The following is a 15613-nucleotide window of genomic DNA, read 5'->3' as shown; positions in this document are numbered from 1 at the left end:
GCTGTCATGCGAGCGCCGGTTCGACGGCTCAAAGGACTTGGCCGCCCGGAGCCCCGCGACGACTCGACCGCCAATTGGGAGACGCGACTCGATCGCTGCTGTAGGACAACGTCGGCGAGGTCGTCTGCGGGATCGATGTGATGGCGAGCTGGCGGAGGGGAACGTGCCCGAGATCTGGGCCGGAGTGGACATCGGCAAGGAACACCACCATTGCGTGGTGATCAACGCGGATGGCGAACGTCTGCTGTCCCGTCGGGTCCTGAACGACGAGACCGAGCTGCTGCAGCTCATCGGCGATGTCCTGGCGATATCCACCGACGTGCTGTGGGCCGTCGACCTCAACCACGGCGGCGCCGCTTTGCTGATTGGCCTGCTGCTCAATCACGGCCAGCCGATGGCTTACCTCACCGGCCTGGCGGTCCACCGGGCCTCGGCCACCTACAAGGGCGAGGGCAAGACCGACGCGAAGGACGCCTTCGTCATCGCCGACCAGGCCCGGGTCCGCCGGGACCTCGGGCTGCTGCGGCCCGGTGACGAGATCGCCGTCGACCTGCGCACTCTGACCACCCGGCGGCTGGACGTGGTCTTCGACCGCACCCGGCAGATCAACCGTCTGCGGGCTCAACTGCTGGAGATCTTCCCGCGTTGGAACGGTCGCTGGACCTGGTCAACAAGGGCCCGGTGACGCTGCTGACCGGCTACCAGACCCCGGCCGCGATCCGCCGCGCCGGCGTCAAGCGGATCGAGACCTGGCTGAAGCACCGCAAGGTCCGCGGCGCCGCCACGCTCGCGAAGAAGGCGGTGGAAGCCGCGCAAGCCCAGCAGACTGCGCTGCCCGGCGAGAGGCTGGCCGCCGCCATGGTGGTCCGCCTCGCGAAGGGGGTGATGGCCCTCGATGAGGAGATCGCCGAGCTCGACGCCCTGATCGAGGCCAGGTTTCGCGAGCATCCGCACGCCGAGGTGATCCGCAGCCTCCCCGGTATGGGCACCAAGCTGGGTGCCGAGTTCATCGCCGCCACCGGCGGTGACATGGACGCCTTCGGCAGCGCCGACCGACTGGCCGGCTTCGCCGCTTGGCCCCAGACCACGCGACTCCGGCCGCGTCAGCGGCAACCTGCGCAGGCCCAAGCGGTACCACCGTGGCCTGCTGCGGTCGATGTACCTCTCGGCGATGGTCAGCATCACGACATGCTCCGCCTCCAAGGCGTACTACCAGCGCAAGCGCAGCGAGGGGAAAGGACACAAGCAGGCCCTGCTGGCCCTCGCTCGCCGCAGGCTCAACGTCTTGTGGGCGATGATCCGTGACGGAGAGTGCTATCAAGGTTCACCTCCCGTCACGGCTGCGGCTTGACATCACGATTGGGAAGTCCTTTACCGGAGTTCGGGGTCTTGAACCGGAGTTCGGCCGGAATATTCGCTGCTGATCGCGTCCGCGGTACGACGCACCAGCGGGAGCAGGGTGAGGAGTTCCTCGGCGGTGACGACGACGTTCGGCGCGGAGAGCGACATCGCGGCGACCACCCGGCCGTCGACGCCCCGGACGGGGGCCGCGACACAGTTGATGGACTCCTCGTGGCCGCCGAGGTCAGCGGCCCAGCCCTGTTCGCGCACCCTGTCCAACTCCCTTAGATAGGCAGGGGCGTTGGGCGTTGAACGAACCGTGTACATGGGGTATTCGAGCCGTTCCGCGACCGCGCGGCGCTCTGGTTCGGGCAGATCGGCGAGCAGCAGCTTGGCCACGGCCGCGACGGTGATGGCGACGGGCTTGCCGATCCGCGAGTACATGCGCACGGGGTAGCGGCTGTCCACCTTGTCGAGGTAGAGCACCTCGTTCTCCTCGTACACCGCGAGATGGACGGTGTGTCCGCACTGCTCGTTGAGGCGGACGAGGTGGGGGTGGGCGATCTCGCGGATGTCGAGGTTCTCCATCGCCTCCTGGGCGAGGGCGAAGAGGCGGGCGCCGAGGCGGTAGCGCTGGTCGGACTGGCGGTAGACCAGGCCGTGTTCGTGGAGGGTACGCAGGAGGCGCAACGCCGTGGACTTGTGCACGCCGAGCCGGTCGGCGACCCGGCCGAGGTCGGCGGGGCCCTCGGCGAGCAGCGGCAGGATGCTCAGCGCACGGTCGACGGTCTGGCTCATGGGGTGACTGCCTCCTCAGAGGTCCGATCAGGGACCCGATCGGCCCGCGTCCAGCCGGGGCCGAGTCGAAGTCTGCCCCACGACTCCTCGTCCAGGGCGGCGAGCCGGGCGGCGTGGTCGCGGGCGGGAGGCAGGGCGAGGTCGCCGGGGACGGTGAGCGCGGCGGCGGCCACGAGGTGACCGTGCCGCAGGCGGTCGCGTACGGGGAGGCCGCGCAGGGTGGCGGAGAGGAAGCCCGCGGCGAAGGCGTCGCCCGCACCGACGGCGGCCACGACGTCGACGGAGAGGGCGGGGACGAAGGTGACGGTGTCCTGGTCGTGGACGGTCGCTCCGGCAGCGCCCTGTTTGACGACCAGCACCGCGGGGCCGGGGAAGGCCGTACGGATGGCGTCGGGGCCGTGCAGGCCCCACAGCCGATCCGCCTCGTCCTCGCCCACGAACACGATGTCGGCCCCGCGCGCCAGTTCGAGAAGGACCCGTGCCCCGGCACCGTCCCGCCACAGTCCCGGCCGGTGGTTGACGTCGAAGGAGACCAGCGGCCGTCCGGCGCCGGGGGCGGTGAGCGCCCGTACCAGTTCCAGGCAGTCCGCGGAGAGCGCGGCGGTGATGCCGGTCAGGTGCAGCACGCGCGCCGCGCGCACCGCCGCCAGGTCCACGTTCCCCGGAGCCATCGCCGAGGCCGCCGATCCGGCGCGGTAGTACGCCACCTCGTGGTCGCCGCCCGCCCGGTCGCCGGCCGTGCGGAAGTAGATGCCGGTGGGCCGCTGCGGGTCGCGCCGCACGGAGGCGACATCGACGCCGTACGCCCCGATCGTCTCGACGAGGTGGTCACCGAAGCCGTCCGCCCCGACCCGGCTCACCCAGCGCACCGGATGTCCGGCGGCGGCCAGGGCGCAGACCACGTTGGACTCGGCGCCACCGATGGCACGGTCGAAGACGGGGACGTCGGCGAGGCGGCCGGGCCGGGTGGGCAGGAACGTGACCATGGACTCGCCGAGCGCGACGACGTCCACGACAGCGGGGGCGACGGCGGAGTCGATGGTGCAGTCGATGACAGAGTCGTCAGTAGCGTCCAGGATGATGCCCCTGTCGATGCCCGGGCGGCGGCTCCGTTGACCCGGTTGTCGGCGAGATGCTAGACACCGAACAGCGCCATACGCAATGAACGTTGCATATGTTGCAACCATCCTGAGAGGGAGGCTCCATGAGCACCGAAGCGCTCGCCCGCCTGGCCGAGGAACGGGTCGACCACCGCTTCAAGGGCCTTCCCCCGGACGCCGACGGCCTGACCGTCCGCGAACTGGCGGCCGAGCGGCGCAACCTCTTCACCGACGGCTTCACCACGCCCGTCCTCGCCCTGTCCGCCGAGCGCCTCGAACACAATCTGAGGCTCATGGAGACCTACGCGGCCCGGCACCACCTCGTCTTCGCCCCGCACGGCAAGACCTCCATGGCCCCGCAGCTCTTCCGGCGCCAGATCGAGCACGGCGCCTGGGGCATCACGCTCGCGCTGCCGCACCAGGTGCGGGTGGCGCGGGCGTTCGGCATCGAGCGGGTGTTCCTCGCCAACGAACTGGTGGACGCGGCGGCACTGCGCTGGATCTCCGCCGAGCTGGACGCCGACCCGTCCTTCCGCTTCATCTGTTACGTCGACTCCGTGCGCGGGGTGGAACTGATGGACGCGGCTCTGCGCGGCGCCTCCCGCCCGCTGGACGTCGTCGTCGAGCTGGGCGCGGGTGAGGGCGCCCGCACCGGCGCGCGCACGGAGGCGGACTGCGCGGCGGTCGCGGACGCGGTGGCGGGCACGCGGACGCTGCGCCTGGCGGGCGTGGCGGGCTATGAGGCCCAGGTCCCCCGCGCCTCCGTGGAGTCGGTAGGAGCCTGGCTGCGCCGGCTGACCGGGATCGCCGTGGAGTTCGACAAGGCGGGGCGGTTCGCGCGGGCGGACGAGATCGTGGTGAGCGCGGGCGGCAGCGAGTGGTTCGACGCGGTCGCCGACGTGTTCGACGAGATCCCCGAACTCTCCCTGCCAGTGCTGAAGTTGCTGCGCTCGGGCGCCTACGTCTCGCACGACGACGTGCACTACCGCAAGCAGACCCCGTTCAACCGGGTGCCCGAGGAGGGCGCCCTGGAGCCCGCGTTCCGGCTGTGGGCCCAGGTGGTGTCCCGCCCGTCGATGACCGAGGCGTTCGTCAACGCGGGCAAGCGGGACGCCGCCCACGACCTCGACCTGCCGGTCGCCCAGGTGGTACGCAGGGAGGGTGTCGAGCGCCCGGCGGCCGGGATCGAGGTGACCGCCCTGTCCGACCAGCACCTGTGGCTGCGCACCGGACCGGAGGCGGACATCGAGGTCGGCGACTGGCTGGGCATCGGCCTGTCCCACCCGTGCACGTCCTTCGACAAGTGGCAGCTGATCCCGGTGGCCGAGGCGGACGGGACGGTCGTCGACTACATCCGTACGTTCTTCTGATCCATACGTTCTTCCAGGAGGTCACCGCTCGTGGAGCAGCTCGTCGTCCGGGACGCGGACGTGGTGGACGGCAGCGGGGAGCCCTCGTACCGCGCCGATGTGGTGGTCGACGACGGCCGTATCGTCTCGATCGTCAAGGAGGCGGCGGCCGCGGGCTGCCAGCGCCCGCAGGCGATGCGGGAGCTGGACGCCGAGGGCCTGGTCCTCGCCCCCGGCTTCATCGACATGCACGCCCACAGCGACCTCGCCCTGCTGCGCGACCCCGATCACAGCGCCAAGGCGGCGCAGGGCGTGACGCTGGAGGTGCTCGGCCAGGACGGGCTGTCGTACGCGCCGGTCGACGACCGTACGCTCGACGAGGTGCGCCGGGCGGTCACCGGCTGGAACGGGTACGGCGAGGACGTCGACTTCGACTGGCGGTCGGTGGGCGAGTACCTGGACCGGCTCGACCGCGGAATCGCCGTCAACGCGGCCTATCTCATCCCCCAGGGCACGGTCCGCGCGCTCGCCGTCGGCTGGGAGGACCGGGAGGCCACGCCCGAAGAGCTGGACCGGATGCGGCAGCTGGTCGCGGAGGGCATGGAACAGGGCGCGGTCGGCATGTCGTCCGGGCTCACCTACACGCCGGGCATGTACGCCAAAGACGCCGAACTGACCGAGCTGTGCCGGGTGGTGGCGTCCTACGGCGGCTACTACTGCCCGCACCACCGCTCGTACGGCGCGGGCGCCCTGGAGGCGTACGCGGAGATGGTGGAGCTGACCCGGCAGGCGGGCTGCCCGCTGCATCTCGCCCACGCCACCATGAACTTCGGCGTCAACGAGGGAAGGGCGCCCGAACTGCTCGCGCTGCTCGACAACGCCCAGGCCGCCGGTGCCGACATCAGCCTCGACACCTACCCCTACACCCCCGGCTGCACGACGCTCGCCGCGCTGCTGCCGAGCTGGGCGGGCGAGGGCGGCCCGGAGGCGGTCCTCGGCCGGCTCACCGACGAGGCGGCCGCCGAGCGGATCCGGCACCACCTGGAGGTCGTCGGCGCGGACGGCTGCCACGGCGTGCCCGTGGACTGGGACACGATCGAGATCTCGGGCGTGCTGGACCCGGCGCTCGGGGAGTACGTCGGCCGTACGGTCGAGGAGTCGGCGCAGCTGCGCGGCGAGGCCCCCTGGACGACCGCGCGCCGGCTGCTGGTCGAGGACCGGCTCGGTTCGACGATCCTGCACCACGTCGGCCACGAGGAGAACGTCCGGGCGATCATGCGGCACCGCGCCCACACCGGCGGCTCGGACGGCATCCTCCAGGGCACGAAGCCGCATCCCCGGGCGTACGGCACCTTCCCGCACTACCTCGGCCGGTATGTGCGGGAGCTGGGCGTGCTGTCCCTGGAGGAGTGCGTCGCCCATCTCACCGCACGGCCCGCGGCCCGGCTGCGCCTGCCGGACCGCGGGCTCGTCCGCGAGGGATACCGCGCCGACCTGGTCCTGTTCGACCCGGAGACGGTCGCGGCGGGGTCCACCTTCGAGCAGCCGCGCGCGCTGCCCTCCGGCATTCCCCACGTCCTGGTCGACGGCCGGTTCGTGATCGAGGACGGGCGCCGGACGGACGTACTGGCGGGGCGGGCGGTCCGCCGGACTCCGGTGTGACCGCCGCCCCGCTCCCCGCTACGGCTTGGGCAGGGTGCAGCCGTCGGCGTTCAGGTTCAGCTTGTTGCCCGTGGTGAAGCAGGCCGGGATGTTGTAGGTCTCCTGGGCGTAGTTGATGCCGTAGCGGACGGTCACGTTGCCGTTGGCGTCGACCTCGCAGGGGTTGTTGTCGGTGCAGCGCTCGCCGTCCTCGTTGCCGGTGTTGTTGACGGCGACGACCTTGCCGGTGGCGTTGTCAATGACCGGGGACCCGGAGGTGCCGCCGATGGTCTGGCAGGCGGAGGTGTAGCGGACCGAGTCCTTCCAGGTCCAGCTGCCCTCCTTGAGGCGGTAGACGAACCCGTCGACGTTGCAGGCGTAGGTCCGCTTCCAGTAGCCGGAGACGACCGTGATGGCGGTTCCCGCGGTCGGGTGCGTGTCCTGCACCGTCAGCGCGTTGATCCCGTACGAGCTCTTGATCTGCGCGTACGTCCGGGTCAGCTGGTAGATCGTGACGTCCGTGTCGGTCATCGTCGAGTACGCGACCTTGCCGGCGCGCAGTGTCCCGACCCGCGTGCCCGACGCGTTGAGCAGACCGAAGCTGCGGCTGGATGCCTGGTCGACGATGACCTCGCCGGGCGACGGGAAGCCGGTCTCCAGGCAGTGGCCGTTGGTCATCACCAGCGCCGGGTCGCTGTCCGCGGAGGCCGGGAAGCGGATGACGGAGCCGGAGCAGTTGCTGAGCGAGACGGTGCCGGCGAAGTTGACGGCCTTGAGTGTGGGTGCCGCGCTCTTCGTCTCCGTGGCCGTCCTGTGCGTCGCCGTGGCGGCCGCCGCGGGGGCCATGCCCGCCCCGGTGATCACCAGGGCGGCGAGCGTGGCAAGGAGAGGCTTGTTCATGTGGGGGTCCCCTCTGCAGACGTGAGCGACCGGAGATCTTCCGGTCGCCTGCTGTCTTGTCATGTGCATTGTGAGGGGCGCCCGTCATGGCGGCAAGAAGTTGTATGCGGTCCGCACGGCGCGGACCGCATACTCAACTCACCTCAAAAGACGTCTACTTGGGGTACTTGGTTCGGCCCCAGCCGCGCCCGGGACGGCCGCCCTGGTCGTCCTGGCCGCCCGAGGAGGCGCTCGCCGACGGGAGGCCGGTGGCGGGGGCGGACGACGCGGGCGAGGTGCCGCCGCTCGCGGAGGCGCTCGCCGAGGCCTTCGGGGTCGCGCTCGCGGAGGCGGCGGGAGCCTGCGTCGCGCCGTCCGAGGGGTCCGTGGCGGACGGCGCGGCGGACGACCGCGGATCGGTGGGCGACCCGGAGTCGTCCTTGGCGTTCGAACCGCTGTGCCCTCCCTGGCCCTGCGGGCCGTCCGACGAGGACCCCGAGAAGGCGGACACCCCCGCGATCACGGCGAGGGAGACGGCACCCACGGCACCGGCGGCCACCGCGATCCGGCGCCGCGACGCGCTCCGCCTGCTCCGCGCGCGCCGCGCCGCGGCACGGCCCGGCCCCGTCGGCACGCCTGGCGGCGCACTGTCCGGCACGCCCACCGGGCTAGGCTGCGACGGGAGCCGGCAGCGGGGCCGTCTCGTCCGTCATCCGGGGCAGCTCGCACGTCTCGTCGTACGCGTTCTGCCAGCCGTGCGCGGTCGCCGGATCGGCGTACCCGTCGTACGCGGGCGCCGCCGCGGCCTGCGGATGGTAGACGTTCGGCACCACCGCGGGCCCACCGCCCGCGGGCCCACCGCCGACGGGCCCACCGTCCACGGGACCCGCCTCGTGGGCGTCGCGCGCCTCGGGCGTGCCGTTCGCGTCGTTCGCATCGTTCACGCCGTCGGCCCCGTTTCCGTGCTGGCGATGGCTGGACATGGCCGGGAATTCTAGGTACGGGAGGGGCGGCTGGGACAGCTACCGGCGATAACAGCACAAAACGCTTTGTCTCACGTGGTGGAAAACACGGCCCATGGGGCGTTACCGGGCCGTAAGCTCACGGACATGCAGGTGATCCAGTCGACGAAGCTCGCCAACGTCTGTTACGAGATCCGGGGCCCGGTTCTTGAGGAGGCGATGCGTCTCGAGGCGGCCGGCCACCGCATCCTCAAGCTGAACACCGGCAACCCGGCGGCGTTCGGCTTCGAGTGCCCGCCCGAGATCCTGGAGGACATCCTCCGCAACGTCTCCACGGCGCACGGCTACGGCGACGCGAAGGGCCTGCTGGCCGCCCGCCGCGCGGTCGTCATGCACAACCAGACCATCGGCATCGAGACGGACGTCGAGCACGTCTTCATCGGCAACGGCGTCTCCGAGCTGATCGTGATGGCGATGCAGGGCCTGCTGGACGACGGCGACGAGGTCCTCGTACCGGCGCCGGACTACCCGCTGTGGACGGCAGCCGTCTCCCTCTCCGGCGGTACGGCGGTGCACTACCGCTGCGACGAGCAGTCCGACTGGATGCCCGACCTCGCCGACATCGAGCGCAAGGTCACCGACCGCACCAAGGCGATCGCCATCATCAACCCGAACAACCCGACGGGCGCGGTGTACGACGAGTCGGTGCTCAAGGGTCTGACGGACATCGCCCGCCGGCACAATCTGCTGGTCTGCTCGGACGAGATCTACGACAAGATCCTCTACGAGGACGCGACGCACATCCCGACCGCGTCCGTCGCCCCCGACCTGCTGACGCTGACCTTCAACGGCATGTCGAAGGCGTACCGGGTGGCCGGCTACCGGGTCGGCTGGATGTCGATCTCCGGCCCGCGCGCGCACGCCGACTCCTACATCGAGGGTCTGACGATCCTGGCGAACATGCGCCTGTGCGCGAACATGCCGGGCCAGCACGGGGTCGTGGCCGCGCTGAGCGGCCGCCAGTCGATCAGCGACCTGGTGCTGCCGGGCGGGCGGCTGAAGGAACAGATGGACACCGCCTACGAGCTGCTGACCCAGATCCCGGGCGTGACGTGCGTACGGCCGAAGGGCGCGCTGTATCTCTTCCCGCGTCTGGACCCCCAGGTCTTCAAGATCAAGGACGACCGCCAGATGGTCCTCGACCTCCTCCGCCAGGAAAAGATCATGGTCGTGCAGGGCACCGGCTTCAACTGGCCGGAGCCGGATCACTTCCGCGTGGTGACGCTGCCGTCGGTCGGGGACCTGCGCGACGCGGTGACCCGGATCGGCACCTTCCTGGACGGATACGGCCAGCCGTAGCCGGAGACGGCCCGCCATACCCGTGGACGGCCCGCCGTAGCCGGTGGACCGCAATCCGTGACAGGCTCAACTTTAGACGAAATCTAAGCTAGGATGGCTTCCTGTCAGAGCACAGGAGGCCATCCATGTACGAACCGATCCGCACTGGGCCTTCCCGCAGGTCCGTCCACAGCACGATGGCCGGCACCACCTCGGACTTCCCCCACCGGTCGCGCGAGGAGGAACTGGACATCCAGCTCGCGGGACATCTCGCGGCCCTGCTCGCCGTCACGGACGAGCTGCGGGCGCTCGTGCCCTCCGCCGACCTGGACCTGGCGGCCGAACGGCTCGCCGAGCAGGTGGCCCGGCTGCGCAGCGGGCACACCCCGGCCCGTGCGACCGGCACCGGGCCCGGCCCCCGGTCGGCGGCCCTGCACGAGCGGGCCCACACCCTCGCCGGCCGCGCGCTCGTCGTCGCGGCCTCCCGCGCCGATACGGCGGTGGCGATCCTGTCCGCCGAACGCATGGACGCGCACACCGCCGCGCTGGCCGACCCGAAGGAACTCAGCGCGGCCCACTGACCTCACCCCGGGGTCCCCTCGTCGGCCCCGGTCCGCGTACACCCACTGCGGCGCGCGGACCGGGCGCCATTTTTGTGATACGACGCGTACATTCGGGTGGACTGCGCGTCCCTCATGCCCGCCAAACGGCGGCCGCATCACCACTGCCTCGTAACGTCGGTGGAAATGACGGTGGTTCGGACTCCGACATCCCATCGTCCCTCACTATTCCACGAGATGTGACAAAGTGAAACGTAGGCAATTGTTGGTGGGGCTCTTCGCTGTGGCTGCGGTTGCCACCGGAGTGACGTCGTGGGCGATTCTTTCCTACTCGGCAGCGCCCGCGGATGCCAAGGCTCCGTCATCGGCGGACCAGAATCTGCGGGACGCCGATACGCTTTTGCAGGCCGGAATTACGCAGCAGCAGAACCATGACGTCGAAGGGGCCGACCGCACCTACCGGCGCGTCCTGGAGCTGGACCCGCAGAACAAGTACGCCTGGTACAACCTGGGAGTCATGGCGCACCAGGCCGGCCGGGCGGCCGATGCCCGCGCGGCCTACGACAAGGCCCTGAAGATCGACCCGGCGTTCCCGTCGGCTCTCTTCAACGAGGCGCTGCTGGTGGAGTCGAGCGATCCCGACCAGGCCGGCGAACTCCTGAAGCGTGTCATTGCCGCCGATCCCCGTGCGGGCACGGCACATCTGCACCTCGGCCGAATCCGGGCGCTGCAGAAACGTGACAAAGACGCCGCGGACGAGTTCCGTCGCGCAATCACCGCCGATCCCTCACTTTGGTCCCAAGTGCCGGAGGAATTCCGGTGATTCCCGACTCCGCAACCCTCTCACCGACATCGAGCCAAGCAGGGAGCAACAGATGACGTCGACCGCGACACCGAGGTTCTCCGTCTTCACCCCCAGCCACCGGCCCCGTTTCCTCGATGAGTGCCTGGCGACCCTGCAGGCACAGACCTGTTCGGACTGGGAGTGGATCGTCCTGCTCAACAACGGCGCCCGGTGGCGGCCGGAGCGGCCCGACGACCGGGTCCGCATCGAGATCGCGGACGACGTCGACGGCGTGGGTGCCGCGAAGCGCAGGGCCTGCGAACTGGCGCGCGGCGAGATCCTCGTGGAACTCGACCACGACGACCTGCTCGCGAAGGCGTGCCTGGCGGAGCTCGGCAAGGCGTTCGACGAGCATCCCGACGCCGTCTTCGTCTACAGCAACACCGCGCAGATCGACGAGGACGGGAAGCGGGACGACAGCCGCTTCGACGAGACGTTCGGCTGGCAGTACGAGGAGGTGAAGGTCGACGGCCGCAAGCTGCTGCAGGTCGTCTCGCTGGCGCCGACCCCGCACAACGTCGCCTACATCTGGTACGCGCCCAACCACGTACGGGCGTTCCGCAAGGAGAGCTACGAGAAGGCCGGCGGGTACGACGCCGCGCGCACGGTGCTGGACGACCAGGACCTGATGTGCCGCCTCTTCCACATCGGCGACTTCCACCACATCAACCGCTGCCTCTACCTCCAGCGGGTGCACCCCGGGAACACCCAGCGCGACCCGGAGATCAACGCGCACATCCAGCGCGAGACGGTCGCCCTGTATGACAAGTACATCGAGGCCAACGCCCTCGCCTGGACCTACCGGCGCGGACTGATCGCGCTGGACCTCGGCGCGGCCCGCCGGAAACCGCCGGGGTACGTCGGCGTGGACCGGCGGCCGGGAGACGGGGTCGACATCGTCGCGACCCTGCCCGGGAAGCTGGACCTGCCCGACGGCTCCGTCGGCCTGATGCGGGCGGTGGACTTCCTCGAGTACGTGCCCGCGAAGGTGCCGCTGATCAACGAGCTGTACCGGCTGCTGGCGCCCGGCGGCATGCTCCTCACCATGACGCCCAGCTCCGACGGCCGTGGCGCGTACCAGGACCCGACACACACCGCCTACTACAACGAGAACTCGTTCTGGTACTACACGGACGACCAGTACCGCGCCTTCGTGCCGGACCTCGAGGCCCGGTTCCAGTCATCGCGCCTGGTCACCTACTTCCCGAGCGAGTGGCACTCCAAGAACGACATCTCGTACGTGGTCGCCAACCTCATCGCGATGAAGGACGGCACCGCGCGGCACGGCGGAAAGCTCCTGGTCTGACCCCCGTGAATCCGTGAATCCATCCACCACCAGTCCATGAGATGGGACAAAGTGACACGTAGGAGTTTGTGGGCAGGGCTCGTCGTGACGGTGGCGGTCGCCGCCGGGGTGACCGTCTGGGCGCTTCCGTCTCCGTCAACCGTGCCGTCGGAATCCAAGCACGCATCGGCGACCCGGAACAACGAGCAGACGAACGCGCTGTTGCAGTCCGCGCTCGACCACCAGTCGCACCAGGATTCCCAGGGCGCCGCCCGGGACTACCGGCATGTGCTCGAACTGGATCCCGGGAACAAGCAGGCCTGGTACGGCCTCGGCCTCATCGAGCAGCAGAACGGCAGGACGGCGGAGGCCCGTGCCGCGTACGAGAAGGCTCTGGACTCCGATCCGTCCTTCATGTCCGCCCTCTACAGCGAGGCGAATCTGCTGAGGTCGAGCGATCCCGACCGGGCCATCGAGCTCTTGAGACGTGCCGTCGCCGCCGATCCGAAGGGCACCGCGGTCCAGATGCAGCTGGGTTTCCTGCTGACGGAGCAGCACCGCAAGGACGAGGCCGTGGACGTGTACCGTCATGTGGTCGAGATCGAGCACGGACTGCTGTCCCAAGTGCCAAAGGAGTTCCGGGATTCCGTGAGCCGATCTTCTCGATGAGTGGCCGACGGCGCGTAGGGCGCCCTGCGGACCGTCCGGTTCCGCAGGGCGCCTTCTACCTGGGGCGGGCGCTCGCGCGTGCCGCGGCGGCCAGGTCGGTGAACGCCGGTTCCTTCAGGGCGGCCGCCAGCTGGTCGTCCCAAGGCGCGAGCGGGGCGAGGCCGGCCCGCGGCCAGTTGTCGTGGCCGAGGACGCCGAAGGCCGGGCGGGCGGCCGGACGCGGGAACTTGTCCGAGCCGACCGGGCGGATCCGCTCGGGATCGAGGCCGCTGAGCCGGAAGGTCTCACGCGCCAGACCGCACCAGGTGGTGCGGTCGGCCGCCGTGCCGTGGTAGACGCCGTGGCGCCCGTCCGGCCGGCGCGGCCCGGCCGAGGGCGATCAGCTGCCGGGCGGGGGCCCGGGACCAGGTCGGCTGGCCGTGCTGGTCGGCCACCACGTCCAAGGTCGCGTGCCGGGTGGCGAGTTCCAGCATGGTGGCCACGAAGTTCGGGCCGTGTGCGCCGTAGAGCCAGGCGGTGCGCACGACGTAGCCGGTGTGCGGCAGCAGTTCGAGGACCGCCCGCTCCCCCGCGAGCTTGCTTCGCCCGTACGCGTTGACGGGCCCCGTCGGCGCGTCCTCGGGGTACGGTCGGCGGGCGTCGCCCGGGAACACATAGTCGGTGGAGACGTGGAGCAGAAACGCGCCGCTGTCGGCGCAGGCGCGTGCGAGGTGCCGGACGCCCGTGCCGTTCACGGCCGTGGCCGCCGCCTCGGACCGCTCGGCGCCGTCGACGTCCGTCCATGCGGCACAGTTGACGACCACTCGGTGACCGGCGACGGCGGCGCGGACGGCTGTGGGGTCGGTGATGTCGAGCCGGTCGCGGCTCAGTCCCGTCACCATGGCGTCCGGATCGGTGGCGAGCTCGGCCAGCACGTCCTGGCCGAGGAGGCCGCGCGCGCCGGTCACCAGCCAGCTCGTGGTCATCGCGGCGCGGCCCTCTTCTTGAGCGGCTCCCACCAGGAGCGGTGTGCGCGGTACCAGGCGACCGTGTCGGCCAGGCCCTCGGTGAAGGACACCTGCGGGACGTAACCGAGGTGCTCGCGGATCTTGCTGTCGTCCAGTGAGTAGCGCAGGTCGTGGCCCTTGCGGTCGGCGACGTACTCGACCCGGTCCCAGCCCGCGCCGACCGCGTCCAGCAGCAGGCCGGTGAGCTTGTGGTTGCTCAGCTCGGTCCCGCCGCCGATGTTGTAGACCTCCCCGGCCCTGCCGCCGTGCAGGACCAGGTCGATGCCCCGGCAGTGGTCGGACACGTGCACCCAGTCGCGGATGTTGCGGCCGTCTCCGTACAGGGGGACCGTCTTCCCGTCGATGAGGTTGGTGATGAAGAGCGGGACGACCTTCTCGGGGAACTGGTACGGCCCGTAGTTGTTGGAGCACCGGGTGATCACGACGTCCAGGCCGTGGGTGCGGTGGTGGGCGAGGGCCAGCAGGTCGGAGCCGGCCTTGGACGCGGAGTAGGGGGAGTTCGGCACCAGGGGCCGGTCCTCGGTCCATGAGCCTTCGCCGATCGAGCCGTAGACCTCGTCGGTGGAGACATGGACGAAGCGGCCGACACCGTGCCGGTGGGCCGCGTCCAGGAGCACCTGCGTGCCCATCACATTGCTGCGCACGAAAGGACCGGCCCCGTCGATCGACCGGTCCACGTGCGACTCGGCGGCGAAATGGACCACCGCGTCCTGGCCCGCCATCACCTGGTCGACCACATCCGGGTCACAGATGTCGCCCCGGACGAAGGTGTGTCCCGGGTGCCGCACCACCGCTGCCAGATTGGCCTCGACCCCCGAATAGGTGAGTTTGTCGAGGACGGTGATCCGCGTTGCCGGATCCGAATTCAGTTGTCGGCGGACGAATTCCGAACCGATGAATCCAGCACCGCCGGTCACAAGGATGCGCATGGTTCTCCGAGTCTTTCTGTCGCCCGGGGCCGGCACCGAAGCGTCAGACGCCGGATCGCGGGCGCGGACACAAAGCGGACGGTGCCCGCGAGGCCGAAGCCTCGGGGGCACCGTCGCTCATTCTCTACGGAAGCGGGTGGCCAGTAGCGCGCCACCGCTCGCGTGGGGTTACAGGTTGTTGCAGACCACGTAGGCGTCGAACGTGGGCGGGGCAGTCGGCGGCAGCGCGACACCAGGTGGGATGGTCACCTGCCACCCGATGGGAGTGACTCCTGTGGAGCTGGGGATGGGCCTGCTGGTCTCGACGACGGGGGCAGGTCCATTGAATCCGCCGCCGGTGGCTTCGTCGCCGGGCAGGCAGAAGACAGTCACCCCCCCATCGGCGACAGTGAACGTGTCGTGGACGACGTACGTGTGGATGGTCGCGCCCTGGGCTCCCTGAGCACCCTGAGCACCCTGAGCACCCTGGGCACCCTGGGCACCTTGCGCACCCTGGGCGCCCTGAGCACCCTGGGCGCCCTGAGCACCCTGAGCACCCTGAGCACCCTGCGGACCCTGCGGGCCCCTCGGACCCTGCGGCCCCTGCCCGCCCTGGGCACCCTGCGCGCCCTGAGCGCCCTGCGGGCCCTGCTTGCCCGGCTTGCCGTCATGGCCCCGCGGACCCTGAGGGCCCCGGTCGCCGCCCCTGCCGGCGGCCTGCTCTTCGTGCGTGCTGGTGGTGGTCGCCGCATGGGGAGCGGAGCTCGACCTGTGGATCGCGTCGGCGATGGCCACCGAGCTCTGCCCAACGTTGAGCGCCACCGCGAGAGCGCCCGCGGACACCAGCGTGGCGGACCTCAGGCGTGAACTTCGGATCGTTCTACGGTTCAAGAGAACCTTCCTCAGTAACTGGGAGGGAGTCAGACCGCAAG

The 15613-nt window shown here is 70.3% G+C and carries 14 protein-coding genes and 2 pseudogenes; 9 read left to right on the top strand and 7 right to left on the bottom strand.

Annotated elements, in window-relative coordinates; genetic code table 11:
• The first annotated feature begins 163 nt into the window (after positions 1-163).
• Positions 164-1351 (top strand): annotated as a pseudogene (locus N8I87_RS25675) (IS110 family RNA-guided transposase).
• Positions 1352-1371: 20 nt separating this feature from the next.
• Here N8I87_RS25675 and N8I87_RS25670 read toward each other — a convergent pair.
• Both N8I87_RS25670 and N8I87_RS25665 read right to left on the bottom strand, forming a co-directional pair.
• Entirely contained in the window at positions 1372-2139 is a 768-nt protein-coding gene (locus N8I87_RS25670) for an IclR family transcriptional regulator (RefSeq protein WP_263212113.1), read from the bottom strand.
• A complete protein-coding gene (locus tag N8I87_RS25665) occupies positions 2136-3152 on the bottom strand; it encodes a sugar kinase (protein WP_263212112.1) in 1017 nt (338 codons plus the stop codon). Before N8I87_RS25665 ends, N8I87_RS25670 begins: the two co-directional genes overlap by 4 nt.
• Before the next feature lie 191 nt (positions 3153-3343).
• Here N8I87_RS25665 and N8I87_RS25660 point away from each other — a divergent pair, with 191 nt between their 5' ends.
• Both N8I87_RS25660 and N8I87_RS25655 read left to right on the top strand, forming a co-directional pair.
• The gene (locus N8I87_RS25660) at positions 3344-4609 is read left to right on the top strand and encodes an alanine racemase (RefSeq protein WP_263212110.1); all 1266 of its coding nucleotides are present in this window, start codon (positions 3344-3346) and stop codon (positions 4607-4609) included.
• 30 nt (positions 4610-4639) lie between these two features.
• A complete protein-coding gene (locus N8I87_RS25655) occupies positions 4640-6250 on the top strand; it encodes an N-acyl-D-amino-acid deacylase family protein (protein WP_263212109.1) in 1611 nt (536 codons plus the stop codon).
• Positions 6251-6268: 18 nt separating this feature from the next.
• On the opposite strand, the gene N8I87_RS25650 is transcribed toward N8I87_RS25655, so the two are convergent.
• From N8I87_RS25650 to N8I87_RS25640, 3 genes are all read right to left on the bottom strand, one after another.
• Positions 6269-7129 carry a S1 family peptidase gene (locus N8I87_RS25650; protein WP_263212108.1) on the bottom strand — a complete coding sequence of 287 codons (861 nt, stop codon included), beginning with the start codon at positions 7127-7129 and terminating at the stop codon, positions 6269-6271.
• A gap of 154 nt (positions 7130-7283) precedes the next feature.
• Positions 7284-7766 carry a hypothetical protein gene (locus tag N8I87_RS25645; protein WP_263212107.1) on the bottom strand — a complete coding sequence of 161 codons (483 nt, stop codon included), beginning with the start codon at positions 7764-7766 and terminating at the stop codon, positions 7284-7286.
• Between the two features lie 10 nt (positions 7767-7776).
• The gene (locus N8I87_RS25640) at positions 7777-8091 is read right to left on the bottom strand and encodes a hypothetical protein (protein WP_263212105.1); all 315 of its coding nucleotides are present in this window, start codon (positions 8089-8091) and stop codon (positions 7777-7779) included.
• A gap of 126 nt (positions 8092-8217) precedes the next feature.
• On the opposite strand from N8I87_RS25640, the gene N8I87_RS25635 reads away from it, so the two are divergent.
• The 5 genes from N8I87_RS25635 (at position 8218) to N8I87_RS25615 (ending at position 12766) form a co-directional block, all read left to right on the top strand.
• A complete protein-coding gene (locus tag N8I87_RS25635; RefSeq protein WP_263212104.1) occupies positions 8218-9429 on the top strand; it encodes a pyridoxal phosphate-dependent aminotransferase in 1212 nt (403 codons plus the stop codon).
• 125 nt (positions 9430-9554) lie between these two features.
• Complete coding sequence (locus N8I87_RS25630) at positions 9555-9989, top strand: SCO4983 family protein (protein ID WP_263212102.1); 435 nt, start codon at positions 9555-9557, stop codon at positions 9987-9989.
• Between the two features lie 226 nt (positions 9990-10215).
• Positions 10216-10791, top strand: coding sequence for a tetratricopeptide repeat protein (locus N8I87_RS25625; RefSeq protein ID WP_263212101.1), 576 nt, complete (start codon positions 10216-10218; stop codon positions 10789-10791).
• A gap of 52 nt (positions 10792-10843) precedes the next feature.
• A complete protein-coding gene (locus tag N8I87_RS25620) occupies positions 10844-12118 on the top strand; it encodes a glycosyltransferase (RefSeq protein ID WP_263212100.1) in 1275 nt (424 codons plus the stop codon).
• A gap of 51 nt (positions 12119-12169) precedes the next feature.
• Complete coding sequence (locus N8I87_RS25615; RefSeq protein ID WP_263212099.1) at positions 12170-12766, top strand: tetratricopeptide repeat protein; 597 nt, start codon at positions 12170-12172, stop codon at positions 12764-12766.
• Positions 12767-12821: 55 nt separating this feature from the next.
• On the opposite strand, the pseudogene rfbD reads toward N8I87_RS25615, so the two are convergent.
• A pseudogene (rfbD, locus tag N8I87_RS25610) lies at positions 12822-13731 on the bottom strand (dTDP-4-dehydrorhamnose reductase).
• Positions 13728-14702 (bottom strand): dTDP-glucose 4,6-dehydratase, encoded by a 975-nt coding sequence (rfbB, locus tag N8I87_RS25605; protein ID WP_263212097.1) that lies wholly within the window; start codon positions 14700-14702, stop codon positions 13728-13730. The pseudogene rfbD and the gene rfbB overlap by 4 nt, the downstream one beginning before the upstream one ends.
• Before the next feature lie 399 nt (positions 14703-15101).
• Between rfbB and N8I87_RS25600 the strand changes: the two genes are divergently transcribed.
• Complete coding sequence (locus N8I87_RS25600) at positions 15102-15548, top strand: hypothetical protein (RefSeq protein WP_263212095.1); 447 nt, start codon at positions 15102-15104, stop codon at positions 15546-15548.
• Positions 15549-15613: the final 65 nt, after the last annotated feature.

Source organism: Streptomyces sp. HUAS 15-9 (assembly GCF_025642155.1).
Lineage (GTDB): Bacteria > Actinomycetota > Actinomycetes > Streptomycetales > Streptomycetaceae > Streptomyces.
Note: the sequence above shows the minus strand (reverse complement) of the source record. Positions and strands in the feature narration are given on the sequence as shown.

Bases quoted from the DNA above. Each gene is read 5' to 3' on its own strand.
- N8I87_RS25670 (WP_263212113.1), bottom strand. From the start codon at position 2,139: ATGAGCCAGACCGTCGACCGTGCGCTGAGCATCCTGCCGCTGCTCGCC.
- N8I87_RS25660 (WP_263212110.1), top strand. From the start codon at position 3,344: ATGAGCACCGAAGCGCTCGCCCGCCTGGCCGAGGAACGGGTCGACCAC.
- N8I87_RS25650 (WP_263212108.1), bottom strand. From the start codon at position 7,129: ATGAACAAGCCTCTCCTTGCCACGCTCGCCGCCCTGGTGATCACCGGG.
- N8I87_RS25640 (WP_263212105.1), bottom strand. From the start codon at position 8,091: ATGTCCAGCCATCGCCAGCACGGAAACGGGGCCGACGGCGTGAACGAT.
- N8I87_RS25635 (WP_263212104.1), top strand. From the start codon at position 8,218: ATGCAGGTGATCCAGTCGACGAAGCTCGCCAACGTCTGTTACGAGATC.
- N8I87_RS25630 (WP_263212102.1), top strand. From the start codon at position 9,555: ATGTACGAACCGATCCGCACTGGGCCTTCCCGCAGGTCCGTCCACAGC.
- N8I87_RS25620 (WP_263212100.1), top strand. From the start codon at position 10,844: ATGACGTCGACCGCGACACCGAGGTTCTCCGTCTTCACCCCCAGCCAC.
- rfbB (WP_263212097.1), bottom strand. From the start codon at position 14,702: ATGCGCATCCTTGTGACCGGCGGTGCTGGATTCATCGGTTCGGAATTC.